General features: G+C 65.0%; 20 protein-coding genes. 11 read left to right on the top strand and 9 right to left on the bottom strand.

Features of this window, described 5'->3' with window-relative positions:
* The first annotated feature begins 665 nt into the window (after nucleotides 1-665).
* The 4 genes from miaB to LJE61_RS07975 are packed head-to-tail and all read left to right on the top strand — an operon-like array spanning nucleotide 666 to nucleotide 4,506.
* The gene (gene miaB / locus LJE61_RS07960) at nucleotides 666-2,042 is read left to right on the top strand and encodes a tRNA (N6-isopentenyl adenosine(37)-C2)-methylthiotransferase MiaB (RefSeq protein WP_296917995.1); all 1,377 of its coding nucleotides are present in this window, start codon (nucleotides 666-668) and stop codon (nucleotides 2,040-2,042) included.
* A gap of 14 nt (nucleotides 2,043-2,056) precedes the next feature.
* Nucleotides 2,057-3,076: a PhoH family protein gene (locus LJE61_RS07965; protein WP_296917997.1), complete on the top strand. Its 1,020-nt coding sequence runs from the start codon at nucleotides 2,057-2,059 to the stop codon at nucleotides 3,074-3,076.
* 8 nt (nucleotides 3,077-3,084) lie between these two features.
* Nucleotides 3,085-3,576 carry an rRNA maturation RNase YbeY gene (gene ybeY, locus LJE61_RS07970; RefSeq protein ID WP_296914590.1) on the top strand — a complete coding sequence of 164 codons (492 nt, stop codon included), beginning with the start codon at nucleotides 3,085-3,087 and terminating at the stop codon, nucleotides 3,574-3,576.
* Nucleotides 3,577-3,615: 39 nt separating this feature from the next.
* Nucleotides 3,616-4,506 carry a CorC family transporter gene (locus LJE61_RS07975; RefSeq protein WP_296914593.1) on the top strand — a complete coding sequence of 297 codons (891 nt, stop codon included), beginning with the start codon at nucleotides 3,616-3,618 and terminating at the stop codon, nucleotides 4,504-4,506.
* 186 nt (nucleotides 4,507-4,692) lie between these two features.
* Here LJE61_RS07975 and LJE61_RS07980 read toward each other — a convergent pair whose 3' ends face one another.
* A complete protein-coding gene (locus LJE61_RS07980) occupies nucleotides 4,693-5,583 on the bottom strand; it encodes a phosphoribulokinase (RefSeq protein WP_296914596.1) in 891 nt (296 codons plus the stop codon).
* Between the two features lie 655 nt (nucleotides 5,584-6,238).
* On the opposite strand from LJE61_RS07980, the gene LJE61_RS07985 reads away from it, so the two are divergent.
* Complete coding sequence (locus LJE61_RS07985) at nucleotides 6,239-8,395, top strand: ATP-binding protein (protein WP_296914598.1); 2,157 nt, start codon at nucleotides 6,239-6,241, stop codon at nucleotides 8,393-8,395.
* A gap of 14 nt (nucleotides 8,396-8,409) precedes the next feature.
* On the opposite strand, the gene LJE61_RS07990 is transcribed toward LJE61_RS07985, so the two are convergent.
* The 7 genes from LJE61_RS07990 to metG all read right to left on the bottom strand — a co-directional run bounded on the left by LJE61_RS07990 (nucleotide 8,410) and on the right by metG (nucleotide 15,777).
* Nucleotides 8,410-9,126 carry an electron transport complex subunit E gene (locus LJE61_RS07990; RefSeq protein WP_296918000.1) on the bottom strand — a complete coding sequence of 239 codons (717 nt, stop codon included), beginning with the start codon at nucleotides 9,124-9,126 and terminating at the stop codon, nucleotides 8,410-8,412.
* Complete coding sequence (gene rsxG, locus LJE61_RS07995; protein WP_296914604.1) at nucleotides 9,126-9,767, bottom strand: electron transport complex subunit RsxG; 642 nt, start codon at nucleotides 9,765-9,767, stop codon at nucleotides 9,126-9,128. The genes LJE61_RS07990 and rsxG overlap by 1 nt, the downstream gene beginning before the upstream one ends.
* Nucleotides 9,764-10,810 (bottom strand): electron transport complex subunit RsxD, encoded by a 1,047-nt coding sequence (gene rsxD / locus LJE61_RS08000; RefSeq protein ID WP_296914608.1) that lies wholly within the window; start codon nucleotides 10,808-10,810, stop codon nucleotides 9,764-9,766. Before rsxD ends, rsxG begins: the two co-directional genes overlap by 4 nt.
* Nucleotides 10,807-12,378: an electron transport complex subunit RsxC gene (rsxC, locus tag LJE61_RS08005; protein WP_296914611.1), complete on the bottom strand. Its 1,572-nt coding sequence runs from the start codon at nucleotides 12,376-12,378 to the stop codon at nucleotides 10,807-10,809. Before rsxC ends, rsxD begins: the two co-directional genes overlap by 4 nt.
* Before the next feature lie 13 nt (nucleotides 12,379-12,391).
* A complete protein-coding gene (gene rsxB, locus LJE61_RS08010) occupies nucleotides 12,392-12,967 on the bottom strand; it encodes an electron transport complex subunit RsxB (protein ID WP_296914614.1) in 576 nt (191 codons plus the stop codon).
* A gap of 12 nt (nucleotides 12,968-12,979) precedes the next feature.
* The gene (gene rsxA / locus LJE61_RS08015; RefSeq protein ID WP_296914617.1) at nucleotides 12,980-13,561 is read right to left on the bottom strand and encodes an electron transport complex subunit RsxA; all 582 of its coding nucleotides are present in this window, start codon (nucleotides 13,559-13,561) and stop codon (nucleotides 12,980-12,982) included.
* Between the two features lie 161 nt (nucleotides 13,562-13,722).
* Complete coding sequence (gene metG / locus LJE61_RS08020) at nucleotides 13,723-15,777, bottom strand: methionine--tRNA ligase (protein WP_296914621.1); 2,055 nt, start codon at nucleotides 15,775-15,777, stop codon at nucleotides 13,723-13,725.
* A gap of 256 nt (nucleotides 15,778-16,033) precedes the next feature.
* On the opposite strand from metG, the gene apbC reads away from it, so the two are divergent.
* Nucleotides 16,034-17,125 (top strand): iron-sulfur cluster carrier protein ApbC, encoded by a 1,092-nt coding sequence (apbC, locus tag LJE61_RS08025; RefSeq protein ID WP_296912943.1) that lies wholly within the window; start codon nucleotides 16,034-16,036, stop codon nucleotides 17,123-17,125.
* A 246-nt stretch (nucleotides 17,126-17,371) separates the two neighbouring features.
* The gene (gene dcd / locus LJE61_RS08030) at nucleotides 17,372-17,938 is read left to right on the top strand and encodes a dCTP deaminase (RefSeq protein ID WP_296912940.1); all 567 of its coding nucleotides are present in this window, start codon (nucleotides 17,372-17,374) and stop codon (nucleotides 17,936-17,938) included.
* Between the two features lie 87 nt (nucleotides 17,939-18,025).
* Here dcd and LJE61_RS08035 read toward each other — a convergent pair whose 3' ends face one another.
* Complete coding sequence (locus LJE61_RS08035) at nucleotides 18,026-19,252, bottom strand: glycosyltransferase (RefSeq protein ID WP_296912945.1); 1,227 nt, start codon at nucleotides 19,250-19,252, stop codon at nucleotides 18,026-18,028.
* A 79-nt stretch (nucleotides 19,253-19,331) separates the two neighbouring features.
* Here LJE61_RS08035 and LJE61_RS08040 point away from each other — a divergent pair, with 79 nt between their 5' ends.
* The 4 genes from LJE61_RS08040 to pstA all read left to right on the top strand — a co-directional run bounded on the left by LJE61_RS08040 (nucleotide 19,332) and on the right by pstA (nucleotide 23,838).
* Entirely contained in the window at nucleotides 19,332-19,730 is a 399-nt protein-coding gene (locus LJE61_RS08040; protein WP_296912937.1) for a hypothetical protein, read from the top strand.
* Nucleotides 19,731-19,851: 121 nt separating this feature from the next.
* The gene (locus LJE61_RS08045; protein ID WP_296912935.1) at nucleotides 19,852-20,895 is read left to right on the top strand and encodes a PstS family phosphate ABC transporter substrate-binding protein; all 1,044 of its coding nucleotides are present in this window, start codon (nucleotides 19,852-19,854) and stop codon (nucleotides 20,893-20,895) included.
* Between the two features lie 251 nt (nucleotides 20,896-21,146).
* Nucleotides 21,147-22,538: a phosphate ABC transporter permease subunit PstC gene (pstC, locus tag LJE61_RS08050; protein ID WP_296918002.1), complete on the top strand. Its 1,392-nt coding sequence runs from the start codon at nucleotides 21,147-21,149 to the stop codon at nucleotides 22,536-22,538.
* Nucleotides 22,531-23,838 carry a phosphate ABC transporter permease PstA gene (pstA, locus tag LJE61_RS08055; protein WP_296912929.1) on the top strand — a complete coding sequence of 436 codons (1,308 nt, stop codon included), beginning with the start codon at nucleotides 22,531-22,533 and terminating at the stop codon, nucleotides 23,836-23,838. The genes pstC and pstA overlap by 8 nt, the downstream gene beginning before the upstream one ends.
* Nucleotides 23,839-23,845 lie beyond the last annotated feature (7 nt).

A 23,845-nucleotide genomic window follows, 5' to 3' on the forward strand; every position in this document is an offset into this window, starting at 1 on the left:
GGTCGGCATTTGGGATCTCCCTATCAGGGTCCTTGTGGTGGCCTGACGGCTTGCCCTCAGCTGCGGCAATCCCGTCAGGCGTTCCTCGCGCCGGAGCCCCCGGGGGCATGCTCATCGCGTCGGGGCGGTGACCCGGCCTGCGGCGCCGCCGAGGGGCGCTGTCGTTGGTCCCGGGCGATGCGCGGCTCGATGGCCGTGGCGCCTGCGGATCAGCGGACGCTCGGGGCAGGAGCCCCCGGCCGGTCTCGCGGGTGCTGTCGCGATGTACCCCGCGGCACTGCGTGCGCCTGTTCTCCCGTACGCTTAGCCTAGGTCCCGAGCCCCATCGGCACTAGATGTCAAAGGGAAGAACCCGTTTATAATGAAAGGCATATATCCGGCCCCTCGGTCCGGTGCCGAATCCCACCCGGACCGCTCGCGGGAGGCGCGGCTGGCCGGCGACAGGGCGCGCATCGGGCGACACCCCTGCGGGATGAAGGACAGGGCTGTTGCCGCCACTCCAGCCGCCTCCAGCGCCGCGGCATGCTTGACACCTGGGTGCGGAAACCGGACGATGACCGCCTGCGTGACTACTCGATCGGCCGTCCCGGGGTTGTAGACGGTCTGTCCCCACCTCATCCATTGACCCACCGGGCGGTCGCGCACTCCCTTCCCCTAGGCGCTTCATGCTTCGCAAGCTCTATATCCAGACCTACGGTTGCCAGATGAACGAATACGACTCCGCCCGCATGGCGGACGTGTTGCGTGCGGCCGCGGATCTGGAGCTGACCGGGCGCCCCGAGGATGCGGATGTCCTCCTGCTCAATACCTGCTCGATCCGCGAGAAGGCCCAGGAGAAGGTGTTCTCCCAGCTCGGACGCTGGCGTCCGTTGAAGATTGCGAATCCAGACCTGGTCATCGGCGTGGGGGGCTGCGTGGCGAGCCAGGAGGGTGAGGCGATCCGGGCACGCGCACCCTTTGTTGATCTGGTGTTCGGTCCCCAGACTCTGCACCGGCTCCCGGAGATGATCAGGACGTTACGCCAGCAGCGCCGACCCCAGGTGGACGTGTCGTTTCCCGAGATCGAGAAGTTCGATCGGCTCCCGGCGCCCAAGGCCGAAGGGCCGAGCGCCTTCGTCTCGGTGATGGAAGGCTGCTCGAAGTACTGCACTTACTGTGTCGTACCTTACACGCGGGGTGAAGAGATCAGCCGCCCGTTCGACGACGTCATCGCGGAGGTCGCGAATCTGGCCGAGCAGGGTATCCGCGAGGTCAACCTGTTGGGTCAGAATGTCAACGCCTATCGAGGTGCCCTCGCAGACGAGCAGGGCACCGACCCCACCGCGGATCTCGCCCTCCTGATTCGCTATGTCGCGGCGATCGACGGCATCGACCGCATCCGCTTCACGACCAGCCACCCGGTGGAATTCTCCGCCGGCCTGATCGAGGTCTACGCAGAGGTCCCGAAGCTGGTGAGCTTCGTCCATCTGCCCGTGCAATCCGGCTCGGACCGGATCCTTGCAGCGATGAAGCGGGGCCACACGGCCCTGGAATACAGATCGACGATTCGCCGACTGCGCGAGGTTCGCCCGGACATCGGCATCTCCAGCGACTTCATCGTGGGTTTCCCGGGCGAGACCGAGGACGACTTCGCCGCAACCCTGGGGCTGGTGGAAGACATCGGATTCGATCAGAGCTACAGCTTTATCTACAGCCGCCGGCCGGGGACCCCGGCCGCAGAGTATCCCGACCATGTGCCGCTCGCGGAAAAGAAGGCCCGCCTGGATCGGCTGCAGGCGCTCATCACTGCCAATGCCCGGCGCTACAGTCTCGAGATGGTCGGATCGATCCAGCGGGTCCTGGTCGAAAGGCCTTCGCGTAAAGATCCGCTGCAGCTCTCCGGGCGAACCGAGAATAATCGCGTGGTCAACTTTGCCGGTGCGTCGGGGCTGATCGGCGATTTTGTGGACGTCGAGATCACCGAAGCGCTCCCGAATTCGCTCCGCGGTCGTGTCCTCGGGCCCGTTCCGGCGCGGATGCCGATGACCGGCCCGGGGGGGTGAGGCTGGCAACCGGCTTGTCCACGCAGCCCCAAACATTGGATCTGGAGCTCGAGCCCGCGGACAACGAGCGTCTGGCGAATCTCTGCGGTCAGCTCGATGGCCACCTGCGCCAGCTGGAGCACCGTCTCGGCATCGAGATCAGCAACCGGGGGGTAAGCTTCCGTCTGATCGGCGACCCCGAGGGTGTGCGCCTGGGCGAGCAGCTGCTTCAGGACTTGTACGCGGAAACCGAGCACGCGGTCTTGACGCCCGAGGCGATCCATCTCTCGTTGCAGGATTCAGGCGCCGATGCGTTGTTGGAGACGGCCGAGTCGCGACTGCCGGACGTCGTCATCAAGACCAAGCGTGGTCTCATCAAGGCGCGCGGGCCGAATCAGCAGAGCTACTTGCACGCCATCCTCAGTCACGACATCAACTTCGGCGTCGGCCCCGCCGGCACGGGCAAGACCTACCTCGCCGTCGCCTGCGCGGTCGAGGCACTGGAGGCCGATCGCGTGCGCCGGCTTTTGTTGGTCCGTCCGGCGGTTGAGGCGGGCGAGCGGCTTGGTTTCCTGCCCGGTGATCTGGCCCAGAAGATCGATCCCTATCTGCGTCCGCTCTATGACGCCCTTTTTGAGATGCTCGGTTTCGAGAAGGTCACGAAGCTGCTCGAGCGCAATGTCATCGAGGTCGCCCCACTCGCCTATATGCGGGGTCGGACGCTGAACGACTCATTCATCCTCCTGGACGAGGCGCAGAACACCACGCCCGAGCAGATGAAGATGTTTCTCACGCGGATCGGATTCGGCTCGACCGCCGTGATCACCGGCGATGTCACCCAGGTCGACCTGCCGCGCGGGCAGCCGTCTGGCTTGCGTCAGGCCGTGGAGATCCTGAAGGATGTCGATGGCATCAGCTTCACCTTCTTCAATGCCCGGGACGTGGTGCGCCACGCCTTGGTGCAGCGCATCGTCAACGCCTACGATGCCTTCGAGAAACCGAGTCCCCTGCGCGGTCGGACGGCTCCTGGTGCCCGTCAGCCAGGCGGGGGTTGAGCGAGACCGTGTCTGTCCGACTCGAGCTGGATCTGCAGATCGCAACACGGGCCACGTCCCTGCCCGAGGCCGCTGCCTTCGAGCGCTGGGCCGCCGCCGCCCTGGAGGGGCGGCGCGCTCGTGCCGCCCTGACGATCCGTGTGGCCGGTACAGAGGAGGCGACGATCCTGAATCGGGTCTACCGGGGGCGCGATGGGCCCACCAATGTCCTGTCTTTTCCCTTCGAGCTGCCCCCAGGGGTGGATCCCCGGGATCCGATCGCCGAATTGATCGGCGATCTGGTGATCTGCGCTGATGTCGTGGAGCGGGAGGCGCTCGCGCAGCGCAAGGCCGCGCCGGCTCACTGGGCCCATATGGTGGTCCACGGGGTCTTGCATCTGCTTGATTACGATCATCTGACCGAGCCCGATGCCGCCCGGATGGAAAGCCTGGAGACCCAGATCCTAGGCGGGTTAGGATTCCCGACACCCTATGAAACCGGAGCTGTGCGGTCAGGATGACCCGCTTCACAACAGCAACATGAGGACAGACGGCACACAATGACGAGCGATCGATCTAGCGAGGGTTCGCGTCCACGCAATTGGCTTGAGCGGATCGGCCATATGCTTGGGGGCGAGCCACAAGACAAGGAGCAGCTCTTGGAGGTGCTCAAGGACGCGCGGGAGCGCGAGCTGCTGGACACCGATACCTTGAGCATGGTCGAAGGGGCCTTGCAGGTTTCCGATCTGCGGGTCCGGGATATCATGATCCCGCGTGCCGAGATGGTCTATCTCAAACGCGATGACCCGCTGGAGACGATCCTCGAGATCGTCGTCAAGTCAGCCCACTCGCGCTTTCCCGTGACGGGAGAGGACAAGGGCGAGGTGGTCGGTATCCTGCTCGCCAAAGACCTCCTCTCGTTCTGCAAGGGCAACGGCCGGCGAGCCTTCAATATTCGAGAGCTGCTGCGCTCGGCAGTCTTCGTTCCGGAAAGCAAGCGCCTGAATGTGCTGCTGAAAGAGTTTCGCTCCAGCCGCAACCACATGGCCATCGTGATCGATGAGTATGGAAGTGCGGCGGGCCTCGTCACCATCGAGGACGTGCTCGAGCAGATCGTCGGCGAGATCGATGACGAGCACGACTATGACGAGGGTCCCGGCATCTTTCGGCGCGGCAAGAACGAGTTCAGTGCCAAGGCGCGCACGCCCATCGAAGACTTCAACGAGTATTTCGGCAGCGATTTCTCCGATGAGGAGTTTGACACGATCGGCGGCTTGGTGGTCAACGCCTTGGGGCATCTGCCGAAGCGGGGCGAATCGGTCGAGCTCGGCCGGTTTCGCTTCACCGTGATGCGTGCCGACAGTCGCCGTGTCCACTTGCTAAGCGTTGAATCCCTGGATTTCAGCGACGAGGCGTCCCACCCCGCAGAGGCCGCCCGGCGCGCCGATTGAGTCCAGCTCGCGATTCGACAATGCGATGTCTGAATCGCTAGGTTGACAGACCCGCGCTCCTCCCGGCCTGCGGCCCACCAATCTATGCTGGGCGCGAGGGCCCCGTCCCAGGGCAGCGGTGCCACGGACTCCCCCGCGGGCCCGGCTCGCTCTCGAGCCCCGCAGCGCAGCGGCAGTGCCCGGCCCTCAGACCTTACGGGCCTCCATCATGCGCTCGATGATGGGCTGAAGGATGATCTCCATGGCCATCCCCATTTTTCCGCCCGGCACGACCATGGTGTTGCGCCGCGACATGAAGGAGTCGTGAACCATGGAGAGCAGATAGGGGAAATCGATCTCCAGCTTTTCCGGGTTCTTAAAACGAATGATGACGAAGCTCTCGTCGGGTGTCGGGATGTCGCGGGCGATGAATGGATTGGATGTATCGACCGTCGCCACGCGCTGGAAGTTGATATCCGTCAGCGAAAACTGGGGCGTGATATGGCGGATGTAGTCCGGCATCCGGCGCATGATGGTGTCCACGATCGCCTCCGCCGAATAACCCCGCTCGGCATTGTCGCGGAAGATCTTCTGGATCCACTCCAGGTTGATGATCGGGACGACGCCGACCCCGAGATCGACGTGCTGGGCGACGTTGTCGCTCTCGGTGACCACAAGGCCGTGCAGGCCCTCGTAGAAGAGCAGGTCCGTGTTTTCCGGCAGATCCTCCCAAGGTGTGAACTGCCCGGCGTTGAGCTGGGTTCCGAGGCGTCCGTTGTGATACTCGGCTTCGGCGTCGCTGTGGATGTAGTAGCGCTTCTTGCCGGAGCCGCTTTCACCATAATTGCGGAACAGGTCCTCGAGGAGATCAAACCGGTTGGCCTCGGGCCCGAAGTGGCTGAGGTTTCTGTGCTCCTCGGCCGCATGAGCCATCTCTCTCTTCATCTCGGCCCGGTCGAAGCGATGGAAGCTGTCGCCCTCGATGACGGCCGAGTTGATCCCGTCACGATAGAAGATGTGCTCGAAGGCGCGCTTGACGGTTGTCGTACCGGCACCCGAGGAACCGGTCACCGCGACGATCGGATGCTTCTTGGACATAGTCTCTCTCCCCGTTCTCTTGAGCCAACAGCCGCAGCACGTCCGCCGGTGATCCGGCGGGGTGCGCAGACGGACCGGTCGATCCTGTCGCGCGGCATCGGACCGAACCATCGCCCGGTGAGCGCGAAGCGATTGGCTAATATACCATGATCCTTCGAATGACATTCGACGGCTTCTCTTCTCATCCAACCAATTGAACTGGCGGGCATTTGGTGGCGCGGATGGACCTTCCGCCGCGCGAGCTCGGCGACCTGCCCGCCCGCGCGGCAGGGCCGTACGCACGCCAAATGGATGTGTTGCCCCGGTGCCCTCGTGCCGACGTCGTCGGCCTCGAAGGGTAGCCGCGCCTTGCTCCGTGTAGCACAAAAAGCGCTCGAATTCCCGAGAAAGGTGTACAATTCGTGTGCGACCTGTCCGCAATGGCGAATGGCCATGTCCAGCCTGACCCCGTGCGGAACGGGCAGCGGGACCCTTTTAAGGGGATGCTGATTCATGGCTGTCCCGGTCAGAATCAGCACGAAGCGGCAAGACACGGTTTTTCCGTTCGCGGATTGTCGATCGCTTGAGCGACTGCGAATGGCTGCACCTCCGTGTGCCGCGGGAAGGGCCGAATTGTTCAGTGCGGTCCTCAGGGGCGGGAGTGGGAGGCGGGTGGATGGGCGGACTCATGCGGCGTTTCGGTCTGCCAGGCGCGCTGGGCGGGAACCCGGAATTCCAGTCTGCGCTGGTTCGTGTGACCGCCTGTCTCCTCGGCGCCCTCTACATTGCCTTGGCTGCCTTCACGGGGTACTACCGGATCGACGTCCCCGATTACCTGGTCCTGTTCGCACTCTACCTGGCGTCGAACATCGGTTTCCTGGCCAGCATCCTGCGTCGCCCCGACTGGCCGGCACGCGTCTATCTGGGAATCTGTCTGGATGTCGTCGCGATCAGTCTCGCCATCTTCATCACCCGCGAGGCGATCAGCCCCTTTTACCTGCTCTATATCCTCGTCTTCATCTCAGCCGGTACCCGATTCGGGAAGTCTCAGCTCGTCGTCGCCTCCACGGTGGCCGTCGCCGCCTACACGGTCGTCCTCATCGCGCTCGACGAATGGCCGCGCCACACCTTCGAGGCGGCCTTCTTCCTGGCGCTGCTGGTCCTCCTCCCACTCTATCAGTTTTTCTTGGTGCGCCAGGTTCAGCTGGCTCGCGCGGAGGCCGAGAAGGCGAACAAGGCCAAGGGTGACTTTCTGGCCTTCATGACGCATGAGCTGCGAACTCCTCTCACTGGCGTCATCGGCATGACCGATCTCCTCCGTGGTACCCGCCTCGATGCGGAGCAGCGTGATTATGCGGAGGCCATCGCCACCTCGGCCGACGTCCTCGGCGCGCTGATCGGAGACATCCTGGATTTCTCCAAGATCGACGCTGGTCAGCTTGTGTTAGAGCGGATTCCGTTCGATCCGCGTGTCCCGGTGCGAGACGTCTGCAACGCGCTTGCGAGCCGCGCCCGCGCCACCCGCCTGGAGCTCATCTGTGACCTGTCCCCCGATGTTCCGCCAAGCGTGGTGGGCGATCAGCTAAGGGTGCGCCAGATCCTGTTCAATCTGATCGGGAACGCCATCAAGTTCACCGAGCAGGGTGAGATCCTGGTGCGCGTGCGCGTCCAAACCGCGGTGCCGGGCCTCGACCGGCAGCACCTGCTCTTCGAGGTCCTCGACACGGGGATCGGCATCCCGGAAGACGCACTCGCGCATCTGTTCGAGCGTTTTCGGCAGGTCGATGAGTCCACCACGCGCCGCTTCGGAGGAACCGGTCTCGGCACCGCCATTGCCCGTGAGCTGACCTTGCTCATGGGCGGAACGATCGGCGTCGACAGCAAGGAGGGCCAGGGCAGCCGGTTCTGGATCCGGCTGCCGCTGATCGGCGCCGTCTCGCCGGGAGACGCGCCGAAGCGGCGACTCGGCGACATGCGGGTTCTGGTGGTGGAGCGGAACGCCACCTACCGGGATCTCGACCGGGCCGTGCTCGAGCGGGAAGGGGCGCGCTGCGAGGCCGTTGCAGAAACCGCGCAGGTCACCGCGCCGGACATCCGGGGCGACGGTGTGGATCTGATCGTCATCGCCGATCACCCGGAGGGTTTGGGCTTCCAGACCGCGCTCGCGCAGGTCACGCGGGCGCTGGCTGCTTCAGTACCCTGCCTCTTTCTGGTCTACCCCGGACGGCGCCCGGACCTGGGTTCGGCGCGGTGCGCCTATCTGGGCAAGCCGTACCTACCCGAGGACCTGGTCGCGGCTGCCGAATCGCTCCTCGGACGCGCGGAGCTGCGGTCGGGAGAGCCCCGAGCCGATCCGCTCGACCCGGCACCCCGTGCCGTCCGGGAGGTGTCGACATTCGATCGCTACCCTGTCCTGGTGGCGGAGGACAACGAGATTGCTGCCCGAGTGATCACCAGCCACCTGACCAAGATGGGGCTCGCCGTCACGCGCGTGGCGGATGGTCGGACTGCCTTGTCCGAGGCCCTCTCCGGGGCCTACCGGGTCGCCATCGTCGATCTGCGGATGCCCGGGCTCGACGGGATCGGGTTCGCCCGGTGCTATCGCCAGCAGGCGCCCGATCGACCGCTGCCGATCCTGGCCCTGACCGCGAATGCGTCGGAGGAGGTGAAGCAGCGTTGCCTCGCCGCCGGGATGGACGCCTTCTTGGCCAAGCCGGTTCGCCCGGATGCGCTGAGGCGGGCGTTGGAAGTGGCGGCTCAGGGACAAGACCGGTCCGCGGCGTCGAAGAACCCGAACCGTCAAGCGCTCGCGGACCAGTCCCTGGCGCTATGAAGCCAACCATTCGCTCAGCCCGGCGCGATCGCGCCGCTCGCGGGTGCCTGTGGAAGCTCGGGATGTGCCGCTCGCGCAGCTGCGCGGCGTCTGTTCCGTGCGTCGATCAGGTTCTTGAGCGCGATCAAGAGGCCCAGTCCGATGAAGGCCCCGGGCGGGAGGATCGCGACGAGGGCGCCCTGAAAGCCAGCGCCGAGGCTCAGGCTCAGGCCGGTCGCGGCCTCCCCGAGCAACAGATTGGCCTGATAGAAGAGTGTCCCCTGGCCGACCAGCTCGCGCATTCCCCCGAGCGCGACCAATGCGAGCGTGAAGCCGATGCCCATGGCGATCGCGTCGAGCAGCGCACGATCGACCCGGTTCTTGGATGCGAAGGCCTCGGCCCGGCCGATGATGGCGCAGTTGGTGACGATCAAGGGGATGAAGAGACCCAAGACAAGATAGAGCTCGTAGAAATAGGCTTGCATGCTCAACTCGACCGTAGTGACGAAGGAGGCGATGACCAGCACGAAGACGGGGAGCCGCACCTCCGGGCGCACGAGGTTGCGGATCAGCGAGACGGTGACATTGGACAGGATGAGCACCGCAGTGGTGGCAAGTCCCATACCGAGGCCGTTGGTGGCGCTGGTGGTGGTCGCAAGCAAAGGACAGAGGCCGAGCAGTGCAACCAAGGCCTGGTTATTGCGCCACAAACCGTCGCCGATGATGCTGCCGTAGGGTTGGGGGGCCGCCATCAGCCCGTCCCCTTGGTGGCGGTCACGTCGACCGGATCGAACAGCGTGTCACCCTGCTGCCGGACATAGATCAGCGTGTTCTTGACCGCATTGACGATTGCGCGGGGTGTGATGGTCGCCCCCGTGAACTGATCGAACTCACCGCCGTCGCGCTTGACCGCCCAGCCCTCGATCGTGGGGTCGGACAGGGACTTCCCGTCGAAACCCAGGACCCAGTCGGACTTGCGTTCCTCGATCTTGTCACCGAGTCCGGGCGTCTCATGGTGGAGCAGCACCCGCACCCCGCCGACCGTTCCATCGCGCAGCACCGACACCAGGAGCTTGATGGGTCCCGCATAGCCGTCCGGGACGACCGGATCCAGGATCACCGCCACCGGCTCGTCGCCCTTGCGAACGCGATAGACCCGCGTGCTCTCGGCACCCAGAAGCGGGCGGGCGCTGACCTGGATCAGGTCCTCAAGCGGGTCGTTGTCGAATTGTCCGCTCGGGATGATCGACTCGATCTTGCCCTGCATGGCCAGGCGTTCGTTCTCGGCGATGCGGCCATCCATCACCTGATGGGTCACGGCAACCAGCGCAACACCGGCCACTGAGAAGGCGCTCAGAACGACGGCGGCGAGGAAAATGGGTGCTGTCTTCATCGGTCGGCTCGGTCTTTGGCATGTCCGAAGACACGGGGTTGGGTGTAGTGATCGATCGTCGGGGCGGCGATGTTCATCAGCAAGACCGCGAAGGCGACCGCGTCCGGGTAGCCGCCCCAGGTGCGGATTGCGAAGACCAGCAAGCCGATCGAGGCCCCGAAGATGAGCTGTCCGTTCTTTGTGGTGCAGGCGCTGACCGGGTCGGTGGCGATGAAGAAGGCCCCCAGGATCGCCGCACCGCTGAACAGGTGGAAGGCCGGGAAGGGGTGAGTCTCAGGGTCGAGCAACCAGAAGATGCCCGCCGCGATCATCAGGGCGAGCAGCATCGCGGCGGGGATGTGCCAAGTGATGATGCGTCGCCACAACAGATAGAGCCCGCCCAGCAGGAACCCGTTGGCGACCCACTCCCAGCCGCGGCCGCCGAAGTCGCCCCACAGCGGACTCTGCCGGATCTCCTCGATGCGGAGACCCTGATCGAGCTTTCCCCGCATCTCATCCAGGGGGGTCGCTGCCGAGAGGGCGTCCCACTCCAGGCCTGTCGGCAAGGCGCCGGTGAAGATCAGTCGGAGTGATTCCGCAAACGACAATGGGTGCTCGGCCAGCACGTCGGGGGCCAGCCACGTGGTCATCGCCACCGGGTAGGAGACCAGGACGAAGACATAGGCGGCCATGGCCGGGTTGAAAGGGTTGTAGCCGAGTCCGCCGTACAGCTGCTTGACCAGGACGATGGCGAAGAGCATCCCGAGCAGGGTCATCCACCACGGCAGCGTCGGGGGTACCGAGATCGCGAACAGCACGGCCGTGACCACGGCGCTGTAGTCCCCGATGGCCGGGGTTACGGGGCGCCGCCGCAGCAGCATGATTGAAGCCTCGGCGGCGACGGCGACCAGCGTGGCGAGGGCGATATTGATCAGCGTGCCCCATCCGAAGAACCAGGTCATGACGATAACGCCGGGCACCAGCGCCAACAGGACCTCGAGCATGACGCGGTCGACCCGATACGGCCGGGGTCCGTGCGGGGAGGACACCACTGGCCCGCTCATGCCGATGCCTTCTTGGCCGCGGCGCGCTGCCGCGCGGCGGCGATGGCCGCCTTCTTCGCATCCTGCTCGGACTGTCCTGCCCCTGGGGCGGCGTCGAGCGACGCCTTCTTCTGACGCAGCCTGGCCTTGCGCTCGCGCTCCTGGCGTTCGAGGCGCGATTGCCTTGCCTCATGGCGTGCGCGTGCCTGTTGCGCACTGCGTTTCTCCTGCTCGCGCGCCCAGACTTCGTTCTTGGCATACCGATAGTACTGGACAAGCGGGATGTGGCTCGGACAGACCTGCGCGCAGCAGCCGCACTCGATGCAGTCGAACAGGTGGTAGTCCTGAGCCCGGTCGAGATCCTTTGCCCGGGCGTGCCAATAAAGCTGCTGAGGCAGCAGCTTGGCCGGGCAGACCTCGGCGCAGCGCCCGCAGCGGATGCAGGCGAGGGCCGGACCCGGGTCGGGCGCCTCCGCCTCGGTCAACGCCAGGATGCAGTTGGCCGATTTGGTCACGGGCACGTCGGCGCTCGCGAGGTCGAAGCCCATCATGGGTCCTCCGCACACGAGCTTGCGCGGGCGCTCGCGATAGCCGCCGGCGCGTGCGATCAGCTCCGAGACCGGCGTGCCGATCCGCACCTCGAGGTTTCGCGGCTCGCCAATTGCGCGTCCCGTGACGGTGACGATGCGCGAGATCAGGGGGCGGCCCTCTAGGACCGCGTCGGCCACGGCCGCCGCGGTACCGACATTCTGGCAGACGATGCCGATCTGCGCCGGGATGGCGTGGCTCGGCACCTCCTTGCCGGTCAGGATCCGGATCAGCTGTTTTTCACCGCCGCTCGGGTAGAGGGTCGGGATGGATCGGATCTCGGTATAGCCGCGCATGTCCGTCTCGGCCAGCGCGAAGCGGAGCGCCTCACAGGCCTCGGGCTTGTTGTCCTCGATCCCGATGAGGATCCGCGCACCTCCGAGCAGATGTCGCATGATCCGGGCACCCGCCAGGATGCTCCCGGCGCGCTCGCGCATGAGCAGGTCGTCGCAGGTGATGTAAGGCTCACACTCCGCACCGTTGATGATCAGGGTGCGGATCCGATGATCGGTGCTCGGGTTGAGCTTGACGCTGCTCGGGAAGGAGGCCCCGCCGAGCCCGACCACGCCCGCCCAACGGATGCGCTCGCGAATCTCGGCCGGATCCAGCTGGGGATAGCCCCCCATCGGCTCTGGCAGCTCGGCCCAGGTGTCCTCGCCGTCGGTCTCAATCACCGCACAGGGTGCCGAGAGGCCGGAGGGGTGGGGCACCGGGTGATCCTCGATGGCAACCAGTGTGCCCGAGCTGGATGCGTGGACGCAGGCGCTGACATTCCCGTCGGCAAGCGCCAGCAACTGCCCCTTCAGCACGCGCTCGCCGACCTGGGCGATGGGGCGTGCCGGCGCGCCGATATGCTGCAGCAAAGGGATGATGAGGCGCCTCGGCAGGGGCGCGCCCTCGACAGCACGCCCGTTGGAGAGGGCCTTCTCGTCCGGCAGATGGAGACCGCCGTGGAAGGTCCAGAGGCGCCGCCGGCCAATCAGTGGAAGCAGGGCTGCCATGCGTCTCCTCCGGTCAGGCCGCCTGGGGGGCCTCATGCTCCGGCGTGGTGGCTCGGGCCGACGACTTGCTGGATGGGTAGGGCCAGCGCCAATGCGGAATGTCCGCTGCGATCGGGACCATCCGAATGCAATCGACCGGGCAGGGCGGGAGGCACAGCTCGCAGCCCGTACAATCCGCGGCGATCACCCCGTGGAGCTGTTTCGCGGCCCCGACGATCGCGTCGACCGGGCAGGCCTGGAGGCAGAGTGTACAACCGATGCAGGTCTGCTCGTCGATCACCGCGACCGCGGGCGGCTTCTCGGCGATCTCCAGTGCGACGGGCTCACGTCCCAGCAAGTCGGCCAGGGCCAGGAGGGTGGCCTCGCCCCCGGGCACGCACTTGTTGATCTCGTCCTCACCCCTGGCGAGTGCCTCCGCGTAGGGACGGCATCCGGGATGGCCGCACTGCCCGCATTGGGTCTGAGGCAGGAGGGCGTCGATCTGATCGGCGATCGGGTTGCCTTCCACCCGAAAGCGCATCGCCGAATAGCCGAGCAGGAGACCGAGGGCACAGGACAGGCCGGTCATAGCCAGGATGGCGGTCAGCACATCGATTCCCCGTCAGCTCGACACGAGCCCGGCGAAACCCATGAAGGCCAACGACATGAGCCCCGCGGTGATGAGTGCGATGGCGCTGCCCTGGAAGGGTTCGGGGACATCCCCCACGGCAACCCGCTCGCGCACCGCGGCGAACAGGGTGAGCACCAGGGAGAAGCCGACCGCGGCACCGAAGCCATAGAGGGTCGCCTCGACCAGGCTGCGCTTGGCCTGGAGGTTCAGCAAGGCGACACCAAGCACGGCGCAGTTGGTCGTGATGAGTGGCAGGAAGATCCCCAGCACCTGATACAGGAGGGGGCTGGACTTGCGCATGACGGTCTCGGTGAACTGCACGACGGCCGCGATGACCAGGATGAAAGCGATGATGCGCAGATACTCGATGCCCAGCGGTACCAGCAGGTACTGGTTTACGAGCCAGGAGGTGATCGAGGAGAGTGTCAGCACGAAGGTGGTCGCCAATCCCATCCCTGCGGCGGTCTCGAGCTTCTTGGACACCCCCATGAAGGGGCAGAGTCCGAGGAACTTCACCAACACGAAGTTGTTGACCAACACGGTGCCGATAAGGATGAGGGCGTATTCAGTCATGCTGTCTGCGGGGCGTGCGACCGGAGCTGTGCAAACGCGGCCAGGGATTGCCGCGGGTGCGAAATCCTCGAAGGATACGCCCCCGGGCCGGATCGCTACAAGATTGGCCGAGGAGGGTTTTGAGGCAACGCGCCGAGCCGCCGGCGTGCAGCATCCTCGCCCTATTTCACCCGCATGCCCGGCTCGGCGCCCGCGTCCGGACTGAGGATGAAGATGTCCTTGCCGCCTGGGCCGGCAGCCAGAACCATGCCTTCTGAGGTGCCGAAACGCATCTTTCGAGGGGCCAGATTGGCGAGCATCACCGTGAGGCGGCCTTCTAGATCACGTGGGTCGTAGGCGGCACGAATGCCAGCGAAGACGGTCCTGGTCTCGCCGCCGAGGTCCAACTCGAGTCTCAGAAGCTTATCAGCGCCCGCGACTGGGCCGGCCGAGCGGATGCGGGCGATCCGGAGGTCGAGCTTGGCAAAGGTCTCGATGTCGACCACAGCGCCGATCGGGTCCCGAGCCAGGTGTGGGTTGGTGGGCTCAATCGCCGATGCGGGGCGGGCCGCGCTCAGGTCTTCCTTCGAGGCCTCCAGCATCGCGGCGATGTGGGCCGGCTCGACGCGGGTCATCAGGGGCTTGAACGGGGCGATCTCTCGGTCGAGCAGGGGTTCGGCCAGCGCCGCCCAGGTGAGGGGGCCGATCCGCAGGAAGGACTCCGCATCGGCGGCGGTGCCGGGCAGGATGGGGCGCAGATAGCCGATCAGGATGCGGAAGAGATTGAGTCCCAGGGAGCAGACGCCGTGCAGCCGCGCCTCCTGTCCGGCTTGTTTGGCAAGGACCCATGGCGCCTGCTCGTCGATGTACTGGTTGGCCCGGTCGGCCAGGGCCATGATCTCGCGCACAGCGCGACTGAGCTCGCGCCTCTCGTAGGCGTGGGCGATCGACTCGCCGGCCTGGACGAACGCGTCGAAGAGTCCCGTGTCGCACAGCGTCGGTGCGAGCCTGCCGGCGAACCGCTTGGTGATGAAGCCGGCGCTGCGGCTGGCGATGTTCACGACCTTGCCGACCAGGTCCGAGTTCACCCGTGCGGTGAAGTCCTCCAGGCTGAGGTCGACATCGTCGACGCCCGGGCCCAGCTTGGCCGCGAAGTAATAGCGCAGGTATTCGGGGTTGAGATGCTCGAGATAGGTCCGGGCCTTGATGAAGGTGCCGCGGGACTTCGACATCTTCTGACCGTCAACCGTCAGGAAGCCGTGCGCGAAGATGGCGCTTGGTGTGCGGAAATCCGCGCCATGCAGCATGGCTGGCCAGAAGAGGGCATGGAAGTAGATGATGTCCTTGCCGATGAAGTGATAGAGCTCGGCCGTCGCGTCCTTGGACCAGAAATGGTCGAAGTCGAGCCCTGCGGCCCGCCCGCGCGGGCTGTCGCAGAGGTTGCGGAAGCTCGCCATGTACCCGATCGGCGCATCCAGCCAGACATAGAAGAACTTGCCCGGATGGTCCGGGATCTCGAAGCCGAAATAGGGCGCGTCACGCGAGATGTCCCACTCCTGCAGACCGGCGGCGAACCACTCGTCGAGCTTGTTGGCGACCTGGGGCTGGAGTCCACCGCCGCGCGTCCAATCCTTCAGCAGGGCCTCGAAGTCGCCCAGACGGAAGAAATAGTGGTCCGACTCGCGCTGCTCGGGTACCGCACCGGAGACCGCCGATCGCGGGTTCTTGAGCTCGTTGGGTGAATAGCTGGCCCCGCAGACCTCGCAGTTGTCGCCGTACTGGTCGGCTGCCCCGCACTTGGGACACTCTCCCTTGATGAACCGATCGGGCAGGAACATGTGCTCGACCGGGTCGTAGGCCTGGGTGATCGAGCGCTTGCTGATGTGGCCCTTGTCGCGGTTGCGCGCGTAGATCAGGTTGGCGTAATAGCGGTTCTCAGCCGAGTGGGTGGAGTGGTAGTTGTCGAAATCGATCCGGAATGCCGCGAAGTCCGCGCGATGCTCCTCGGCGACCCGCGCGATCAGGTCCTCCGGCGTGATTCCCTCATGACGCGCCCGCAGCATGATCGGGGTGCCGTGCGCGTCGTCCGCGCAGACGTACCAGCAATGATGTCCGCGCATCTTCTGAAAGCGTGCCCAGATGTCCGTCTGGATGTATTCGAGCAGGTGACCGATATGGATCGGTCCGTTGGCGTAGGGCAGGGCGCTGGTGACGAGGATGTCGCGGATCTCACTCATGGAGCGGCTCAGGGGTCTCGAACGGAGGGCCTCAGTATCTCACGGGCCCTCCTTGCTGGAACAGCGCGGCCTTGCACCCTGGGCCCGGTGCGCGTCTGCGTGGCCTGCGGCCGGCAGGCCCGGCGATACTTGATTTAACGCCCGTCCATACCAACCGTGGGCGGAAAGTTTGTCGACTCGATTGTACGACCCCGTGCGCATCGACGGCACGAGCCTCGCGCGAGGACCGGCATCATCATTCACTTTGGAGTACCTCATGCCCGAACCCACGAAAGAAGCCATCGAATCCGCGATCAAGGGCTACACGGAGCCGCACCTCGGTCGAGATCTGGTGGCGGCGCACTCGATCAAGGACATCGCAATCGAAGGTGATCAGGTCCGCATCAAGGTCGTTTTGGGGTTCCCGGCGAAGGGTGTCCGCGAAGCGATCGCGGAGGCGGTCAGGGCGGCCGTGCTGAAGGTCGATGGGGTTGGCATGGTCCAGGTCGACGTGAGCTGGGAGATCAGATCCCATTCCGTCCAAAAATCGCTCAAGCCGATCGACAACGTCAAGAACATCATCGCCGTGGCATCCGGAAAGGGGGGGGTCGGCAAGTCCACGACCGCCGTCAATCTGGCGCTTGCACTGTCAGCCGAGGGCGCACGCGTCGGGATCCTGGACGCTGACATCTACGGTCCCTCCCAGCCGCGCATGCTGGGTATCACGGGTAAGCCCGAGTCCAAAGACGGCAATAGCCTGGAGCCCATGAACAGCTATCATCTCCAGGCCATGTCCATCGGCTTCCTCATCGACGAGGAGACGCCGATGATCTGGCGCGGTCCCATGGTCACCCAGGCGCTCGAGCAGCTCTTGAATGACACCAACTGGTCCGAGCTGGACTACCTGGTGATCGATCTGCCGCCGGGTACCGGAGACACCCAATTGACCCTGGCCCAGAAGGTGCCCGTCTCAGGCGCGGTGATCGTCACCACCCCTCAAGACATCGCCCTCCTGGATGCACGAAAGGGCCTCAAGATGTTCCAGAAGGTGGAAGTGCCGGTGCTGGGGATCGTCGAGAACATGAGCACCTATATCTGCTCGAGCTGCGGCCACGAGGAGCACATCTTCGGGGAGGGCGGCGGAGAAAAGATGTCGGAGCAGTACGGCGTCGACCTGCTCGGGTCGCTGCCGTTGAATGGCCATATTCGCGAAGAGACGGACAATGGCCGGCCGACCGTCGTCGCGCAACCGGAGTCGCGCGTCACCGCCATCTATCGTGAGATCGCGCGCAAGACGGCCGCCAAATTGTCACTCCAAGCAAAGGACTATGCGGCCAAATTCCCCCGGATCGTGATCCAGAACAACTGACCCCTGTCGATTGCCAGGGTTGGGTTCGGGAGGCGCACGGGCGCGAGGTCTCGAGCGCTCTCGTGCGGATAGAGGATGAAAGACGTCGGCGATGTGCGGGCGGCTTCCAGGCCGGCACGCGCCTCGCGCCCTGGTGACTGTCCGCTTTCGGCGCGGCGTTCCGCAGAGACGCGCGCCGTCCTGAGCTTGTTGAGGACGGCGGCGCTGGTGTAGCCTTCGCGGCTGTCTGCTGACCCAGAGGGCGCCATGGCCATCAAGTCTGACCGCTGGATCCGCCGTATGGCCGAGGAGCACGGCATGATCGAGCCCTTCGAGCCGACCCAGGTGCGCGAGGGCGAGCATGGCCGGGTGATCTCCTACGGCACGTCCAGCTACGGCTACGACATCCGCTGCGCCGACGAATTCAAGATCTTCACCAACATCAACTCGGCGATCGTCGATCCCAAGAATTTCGACTCCAATAGTTTTGTCGATCTCAACGCCGGCGTCTGCATCATCCCTCCCAACTCCTTCGCACTCGCCCGCACCGTTGAGTATTTCCGTATCCCGCGCAACGTCCTCACCATCTGTCTCGGCAAAAGCACCTACGCGCGTTGCGGCATCATCGTCAATGTGACGCCCCTCGAGCCCGAGTGGGAGGGTCATGTCACCCTGGAGTTCTCCAACACCACGCCCCTCCCGGCGAAGATCTATGCCAACGAAGGGGTGGCCCAGATCCTTTTCTTCGAGTCGGACGAGGTCTGTCAGACCTCGTATAAGGACCGCGGCGGGAAATATCAGGGACAGCGCGGGGTCACCCTGCCCAAGTCATAGGGACTGTTGACCATGACCGGTGTCGCGTGCCCCTGACGGGAAACGCCGAATACTCCTAGGACCGGCGCGGCTCGCGCCAGCGGGTCTTCAGATCGGATCGTCGGCCTCGAGGGCCGGATCGACCGAGGGGCCGGACGCCCGCGAGACGGTGCGGCGCTTGATCACCTGTTCATAGAGGTGCAGCATGCGCTCGGCGAGTACCGGCGCCGACCAGGATCTGGCGTGCTCGGCCGCCTCGCGGGCGAGTCGTGCACGCAGCTCGGAGTCGGTGAGCACGCGGACGGCCTTGTCCGCGAGGTCCCGCTCATCATCGTCGGCGATCAGGGAGCCGCGTCCGCCGGCCAGGACCTCCTTGGTGCCCATCACGGCCGTGGAGACGACCGGCACGCCGAGCGCCATGGCCTCCAAGAGGACCAGCCCCTGGGTCTCGGTGCGCGAGGCGAAGACAAAGGCGGCGCCGGCGCAATAGCAGTCTTCCAGTGAGCCGTCGCGATCGAGATAGCCGGTGAACAGGGTATTGTCGGTGAGGCCCAGACGACGGGTCAGCCTCTCCAAGTGGCGGCGCGCCGGTCCTTCCCCCGCGATGACCAGGAGGACGTCCGGAATCTGGACCTTGATCCGCGCGAGGGTCCGGAGGATGAGCTCGATATTCTTCTCGAAGGCCAGGCGACTGACATGGACCAGGACCGGCCGCTCGGCCGGTATGCCCCAACGGGCCCGGAAGCGGCTGCCGTCACCGTCACTGAACCGCCCAAGCTCGATCCCGGTCGGGATCACCGCGGCCGGCGTCTTCACCCCGTAGTGCTTTAGGATGTCCAGCATGGCGTGAGATGGCACGGCCAGGGCGTCGACATCGTTGCACTGGGCCGCTGAGAAGTACCGGGCCACGCGTTGCATCCAGGCGGTCGGCACAAAGGGGACGTAGTGATGGAGGTACTGCTCGAAAAAGGTGTGATAGCTCTCGACGACCGGAACGTCCAGGCGTCTGGCCAGGGCAAGACCGGTGTAGTGGGCGAAGAACGGGGTGTGGATGTGCACCAGGTCGTAGCCCCGGCGCGCCAGGGTCTCATAGTGGCGGCGGATCTCCCGCGGCCGCAGCATGCGGTCCTCCGGGTCGATCGGCAGATAGCGTGAGGGGATGCGCAGGATCTCGAAGGGCTCGGAAGGGGCCTCTGCGCCGGCGGATGCATAGTCCGGGGCGATCAAGGTGACGCCATGCCCCTTCCCGACGAATTCCCGTGCGAAGGTCTGGATCGACGTCGACACGCCGGTGATGCGTGGAAAGTAGACGTCCGAGATCATCAGGAGGCGCATGACGATGGGCTTGCAGGCTTCCGGCAAATCTAGTGATCATACCCCGAGTGGACCCCGAAGCCCATCCGACGAAGGTCTCATGACGCATTCCGCCCGCCGGCGCTCCGCTCGCATCCGGGGCTGCCTCCTTTTGATCGGCATGACACCCTGGTGCGCAGCAGTCGCGACCAGTCTCGCCCCAGCTGTCCCGGTCCTCTGGGGGGCCGGAGTCAAGCCCTGCAGCGATTTTCTCATGGCCGCACCTGCCGATGGGGCGGCGAACGCGATCGCCGGCGAGGGCTATCGACGCTACCGAGAATGGCTGGCCGGTCTGGTGACCGGGTTGAACCTCGCCACCGGTCGCGATGTCCTCGCCGGAGCCGATCTCGATGCCGCCCTAACCCGCATCCGGGCCAGCTGCGAGCGTTACCCAAGCGATGATTTTTTCGGTGCAAGTATGCGCTTGGTGCGGTCTCTGAGTGATGTGGGCTCCGACTGATGCGCTCGACGACAGGCCATCGTTGGCCCGGTCGTCATCGAAATGTCATATCGGGGTCATACAATGACCACACTTAACATAGAGAATCCAGGGTCGCTTCCAACCATTCTGGAGATATGTCGTGAGAATCACCATCATCGCCGCGGCCGTCACGCTCGCCGCGTCCTCTCTGTCGAGCCAGGCAATGGCCCGCGATTCGATCTGGATCGCCGGCTCGTCGACCGTCTTCCCGTTCTCCACGGCGGTTGCCGAAACCTTTGGACGTGAGTCGTCCTTCCCGACGCCCAAGGTCGAATCACTTGGGACGGGCGGTGGCTTCAAGCTCTTCTGCTCCGGCGTCGGTGTCGACAAGTCGGACATCAGCAACGCCTCTCGCCCCATGAAGCTGTCCGAATACGAGCAATGCCAGGCGAACGGCGTCAAGGACATCACCGAGGTCAAGATCGGTTATGACGGGATCGCCATCGCCCACTCGAAGGCCGGTCCGACGCTCGATCTCAGCCTCGGTGAGATCTGGCTTGCCTTGGCCAAGGACGTGCCGAACGAGGCGGGTGAGCTGGTGCCCAACCCCTATCGGAAATGGAGCGAGATCAACAAGGACCTGCCGGATACCCCGATCGAGGTCCTGGGTCCGCCACCCACCTCGGGGACTCGCGATGCCTTCGTCGAGCTGGCGATGGAAGGAGGCTGTAACAGCTTCGATGCCGTGAAGGCGCTCAAGGATGCGGACAAGGACAGGCACAAGGCGGTGTGCCAGGGCATCCGTGAGGACGGTGCCTTCGTCGAGGCCGGTGAGAACGACAACCTCATCGTTCAGAAGCTGGTCGCGAATCCAGATGCCCTGGGCATCTTCGGATTCAGCTTCCTCGATCAGAACACGGACAAGATCCAGGGCACCAAGATCGACGGCATCGAGCCAACGTTCGACAGCATCGCCGACGGCTCGTACCCAATCTCGCGCTCGCTCTACTTCTATGTCAAGAACGCCCACGTCGGCACCATCCCGGGTATCCCGGAGTATATCGCCGAGTTCACCGCCGACAAGGCGTGGGGCCCCGACGGCTATCTGGCCGACAAGGGTCTGATCCCGTTGCCCGAGGCGATGCGTGTCTCGGTGGCTGCCGACGCCAAGGCGCTCAAGCCGATGTCGCAGCCGTCCAAGTGACGTTTGACGACTAGAGGAGAGGCTGATTCATGGCCATTCTGGTCATCATCAGCACGCCGTCCGAGAGTCGCGACTCTCGGACGGCACCATTTTGAAGCGGTCAGGTGCCTGAAAACGCCGGGCCATGCGTGGCCAGGACGGGAAATGCGCTTAGTCGGCCTTTCCCAAACGAGATCGGCCCGAAGCCCGGGCCAGACCTGCCAGCGGCCTCTTGGCCGCTGGCGTTTTTGCAGGGGTAGCGCAGTCCCTCCATGCACTCATCGACGCTGCTGATCGTCCTGCTGGGGCTCATCGGTCTGGCATACCAATTCGGGCGCAGGCGTGCCGTCGCCACGGCGGGCGGCACCCGGCACATCAACACCCTGCATTCGCTCCCCGCCTACTACGGCCTCTACGCGGCGCTCTGGGCGGGTATTCCGGCACTCTTGCTCTTGGGACTCTGGAGCGGCGTCCAAGACGAGATCCTGATCGCAATCGTCAAGTCAGAGCTCCCGCCCGCCATGATCGAGGGGCTCTCGCCGGGCCGGGTCGGACTGCTGGTCAACGACATCAAGAACCTGGCATCCGGAACCATCGTTTCAGGCGCGGTCACCCCCGAGATTCAGGCCGCCGCCGATCGTTACGTTCAGCTCAAGCAGATTGCCGGCTGGGCCATGTGGCTGGCGGTGATGGCGGTCGCGCTCGGCGGGACGACGTTTGCGTGGAGCAGGACGCGGCCGCAGATGCGCGCGCGCAACCGGGTCGAATCCATCTTCATGGTCATCCTGGTGGTCTTCTCCTCGATCGCCATCCTGACGACCCTGGGAATCGTCCTCTCGGTCCTGTTCGAGTCCCTGCGGTTCTTCCAGGCCGTCTCCCCCCTGGAGTTCTTCCTCGGTACGCTCTGGAGTCCGCAGACCGCCCTGCGCGCGGACCAGGTCGGCGCCTCGGGTGCCTTTGGTGCCGTCCCGCTCTTTACCGGAACGTTGATGGTCTCGGCGATCGCCATGCTGGTGGCCGTCCCGATCGGGCTCATGTCGGCGATCTATCTCTCCGAATATGCCCCACGTCGTGTCCGTGCGCTGGCCAAGCCGGCCCTCGAGGTGCTGGCCGGCATCCCCACCGTGGTGTACGGGTTCTTCGCCGCGCTGACCGTGGCCCCTTTTGTCCGCGATCTCGGCATGTCGCTGGGGCTGGACGTGGCCTCCGAGAGCGCCCTGGCCGCGGGCCTGGTCATGGGCATCATGATCATCCCCTTCGTGTCCTCGCTCTCGGAGGATGTGATCAACGCCGTTCCGCAGGCCATGCGTGACGGCTCCTATGCCCTGGGGGCGACCCAGTCCGAGACGATTCGACGGGTCATCATCCCGGCGGCCCTGCCGGGGATCGTGGGTGGTATCCTCCTGGCCGTGTCACGGGCCATCGGCGAGACCATGATCGTCGTCATGGCGGCGGGTCTCGCGGCCAATCTCACCGCCAATCCGCTCGACAGCGTGACCACGGTGACCGTTCAGATCGTCACCCTGTTGACGGGTGACCAGGAGTTCGACAGCCCCAAGACCATGGCCGCGTTCGCACTGGGCCTCACGCTGTTCGCAGTGACCCTGACGCTGAACGTGATCGCCCTCCAGATCGTCCGCAAGTACCGGGAGCAGTATGAGTGAGACCTCGGCGGGCGGTGCCCCGCGTCCGCGCACCATCGACGTCGTGAATGCAAGCCTGAAGCGGCGCTACGCACGAGAGCGGCGTTTCCGTCTGCTCGGCCTGACTGCGCTGGTTCTGGGCCTGTTGTTCGTGGTCCTGCTGTTCGGGGACATCCTGAGCAAGGGCTACACCGCGCTTCAGCAGACCTACATCCGGTTGCCGGTGACCTTCGAGGCGGCCGTGATCGACCCGGAGGGCACACGCGAGCGCGAGACCCTGATGCGGGCCAACTACGCCGGGCTCATTCGCAACGCGCTGCGCCGGGCGTTCCCCGAGGTGACCGATCGGCGCCAGGTTCGTGCCCTCGCCGGCATGATCAGTGTCGGGGCGCCGACGCATCTGCGCGACATGGTGCTGGCCGATCCCGACCTGGTCGGCACGACGGTGGAGGTTTCGCTGCTCGCCGATGACGACATCGATATGCTGGTCAAGGGGCACATCGACCGAACACGCCCGGAGAGCGAGCGACGCGTCGATGATCAGACCCTCGGCTGGGTCGAGCGTCTCGAGGAGGGCGGGCGGGTCCAGAAGCGGCTCAACACCGTTTTTTTCACCCATGGCACCTCACGCGAGCCAGAGCTTGCGGGGATCGCGGGGGCGCTCATGGGGTCCTTCTACACCCTCTTGCTGACCCTGTTGTTCTCCTTCCCGATCGGTGTCGGCGCGGCGCTCTATCTCGAGGAGTTCGCCCCGAAGAACCGCTGGACGGACCTGATCGAGGTCAACATCAACAACCTCGCCGCGGTCCCCTCGATCGTCTTCGGACTCCTGGGACTGGCGGTGTTCATCGGTGTCTTCGGCGTGCCCCGTTCGACGCCGCTCGTCGCGGCCTTGGTCCTGACCCTGATGACCCTGCCGACCATCATCATCGCGAGCCGGGCCGCCTTGAAATCGGTCCCGCCGTCCATCCGCGAGGCCGCGTTGGGGGTCGGCGCCTCGCCGCTGCAGACCCAGCTCCATCATGTGCTCCCGCTCGCCATGCCCGGCATGTTGACCGGGACCATCATCGGCATGGCGCAGGCCCTGGGGGAGACCGCGCCGCTGCTGATGATCGGCATGATCGCCTTCATCGTGGACATCCCGAGCGGCTTCACCTCGCCTGCCACGGTTCTCCCGGTGCAGATCTTCCTCTGGGCCGACAGTCCGGAGCGCGCCTTCGTGGAGCGCACATCGGCGGCCATCCTGGTCCTGCTCGGCTTCCTGATCCTGATGAACCTGACCGCGGTGATGCTGCGGCGCAAGTTCGAGCGACGCTGGTGAGTGCGTC

Origin of the sequence: Thiocapsa sp. (assembly GCF_022340925.1) — a bacterium.
Classification (GTDB): Bacteria; Pseudomonadota; Gammaproteobacteria; order Chromatiales; family Chromatiaceae; genus Thiocapsa.

Bases quoted from the DNA above. Each gene is read 5' to 3' on its own strand.
- pstA (WP_296912929.1), top strand. From the start codon at position 22,531: ATGAGTGAGACCTCGGCGGGCGGTGCCCCGCGTCCGCGCACCATCGAC.
- metG (WP_296914621.1), bottom strand. From the start codon at position 15,777: ATGAGTGAGATCCGCGACATCCTCGTCACCAGCGCCCTGCCCTACGCC.
- apbC (WP_296912943.1), top strand. From the start codon at position 16,034: ATGCCCGAACCCACGAAAGAAGCCATCGAATCCGCGATCAAGGGCTAC.
- rsxD (WP_296914608.1), bottom strand. From the start codon at position 10,810: ATGAGCGGGCCAGTGGTGTCCTCCCCGCACGGACCCCGGCCGTATCGG.
- LJE61_RS07990 (WP_296918000.1), bottom strand. From the start codon at position 9,126: ATGGCGGCCCCCCAACCCTACGGCAGCATCATCGGCGACGGTTTGTGG.
- LJE61_RS07975 (WP_296914593.1), top strand. From the start codon at position 3,616: ATGACGAGCGATCGATCTAGCGAGGGTTCGCGTCCACGCAATTGGCTT.
- LJE61_RS08035 (WP_296912945.1), bottom strand. From the start codon at position 19,252: ATGCGCCTCCTGATGATCTCGGACGTCTACTTTCCACGCATCACCGGC.
- LJE61_RS07980 (WP_296914596.1), bottom strand. From the start codon at position 5,583: ATGTCCAAGAAGCATCCGATCGTCGCGGTGACCGGTTCCTCGGGTGCC.
- rsxA (WP_296914617.1), bottom strand. From the start codon at position 13,561: ATGACTGAATACGCCCTCATCCTTATCGGCACCGTGTTGGTCAACAAC.
- pstC (WP_296918002.1), top strand. From the start codon at position 21,147: ATGCACTCATCGACGCTGCTGATCGTCCTGCTGGGGCTCATCGGTCTG.
- dcd (WP_296912940.1), top strand. From the start codon at position 17,372: ATGGCCATCAAGTCTGACCGCTGGATCCGCCGTATGGCCGAGGAGCAC.
- rsxC (WP_296914611.1), bottom strand. From the start codon at position 12,378: ATGGCAGCCCTGCTTCCACTGATTGGCCGGCGGCGCCTCTGGACCTTC.
- LJE61_RS08040 (WP_296912937.1), top strand. From the start codon at position 19,332: ATGACGCATTCCGCCCGCCGGCGCTCCGCTCGCATCCGGGGCTGCCTC.
- LJE61_RS07985 (WP_296914598.1), top strand. From the start codon at position 6,239: ATGGGCGGACTCATGCGGCGTTTCGGTCTGCCAGGCGCGCTGGGCGGG.
- miaB (WP_296917995.1), top strand. From the start codon at position 666: ATGCTTCGCAAGCTCTATATCCAGACCTACGGTTGCCAGATGAACGAA.
- rsxG (WP_296914604.1), bottom strand. From the start codon at position 9,767: ATGAAGACAGCACCCATTTTCCTCGCCGCCGTCGTTCTGAGCGCCTTC.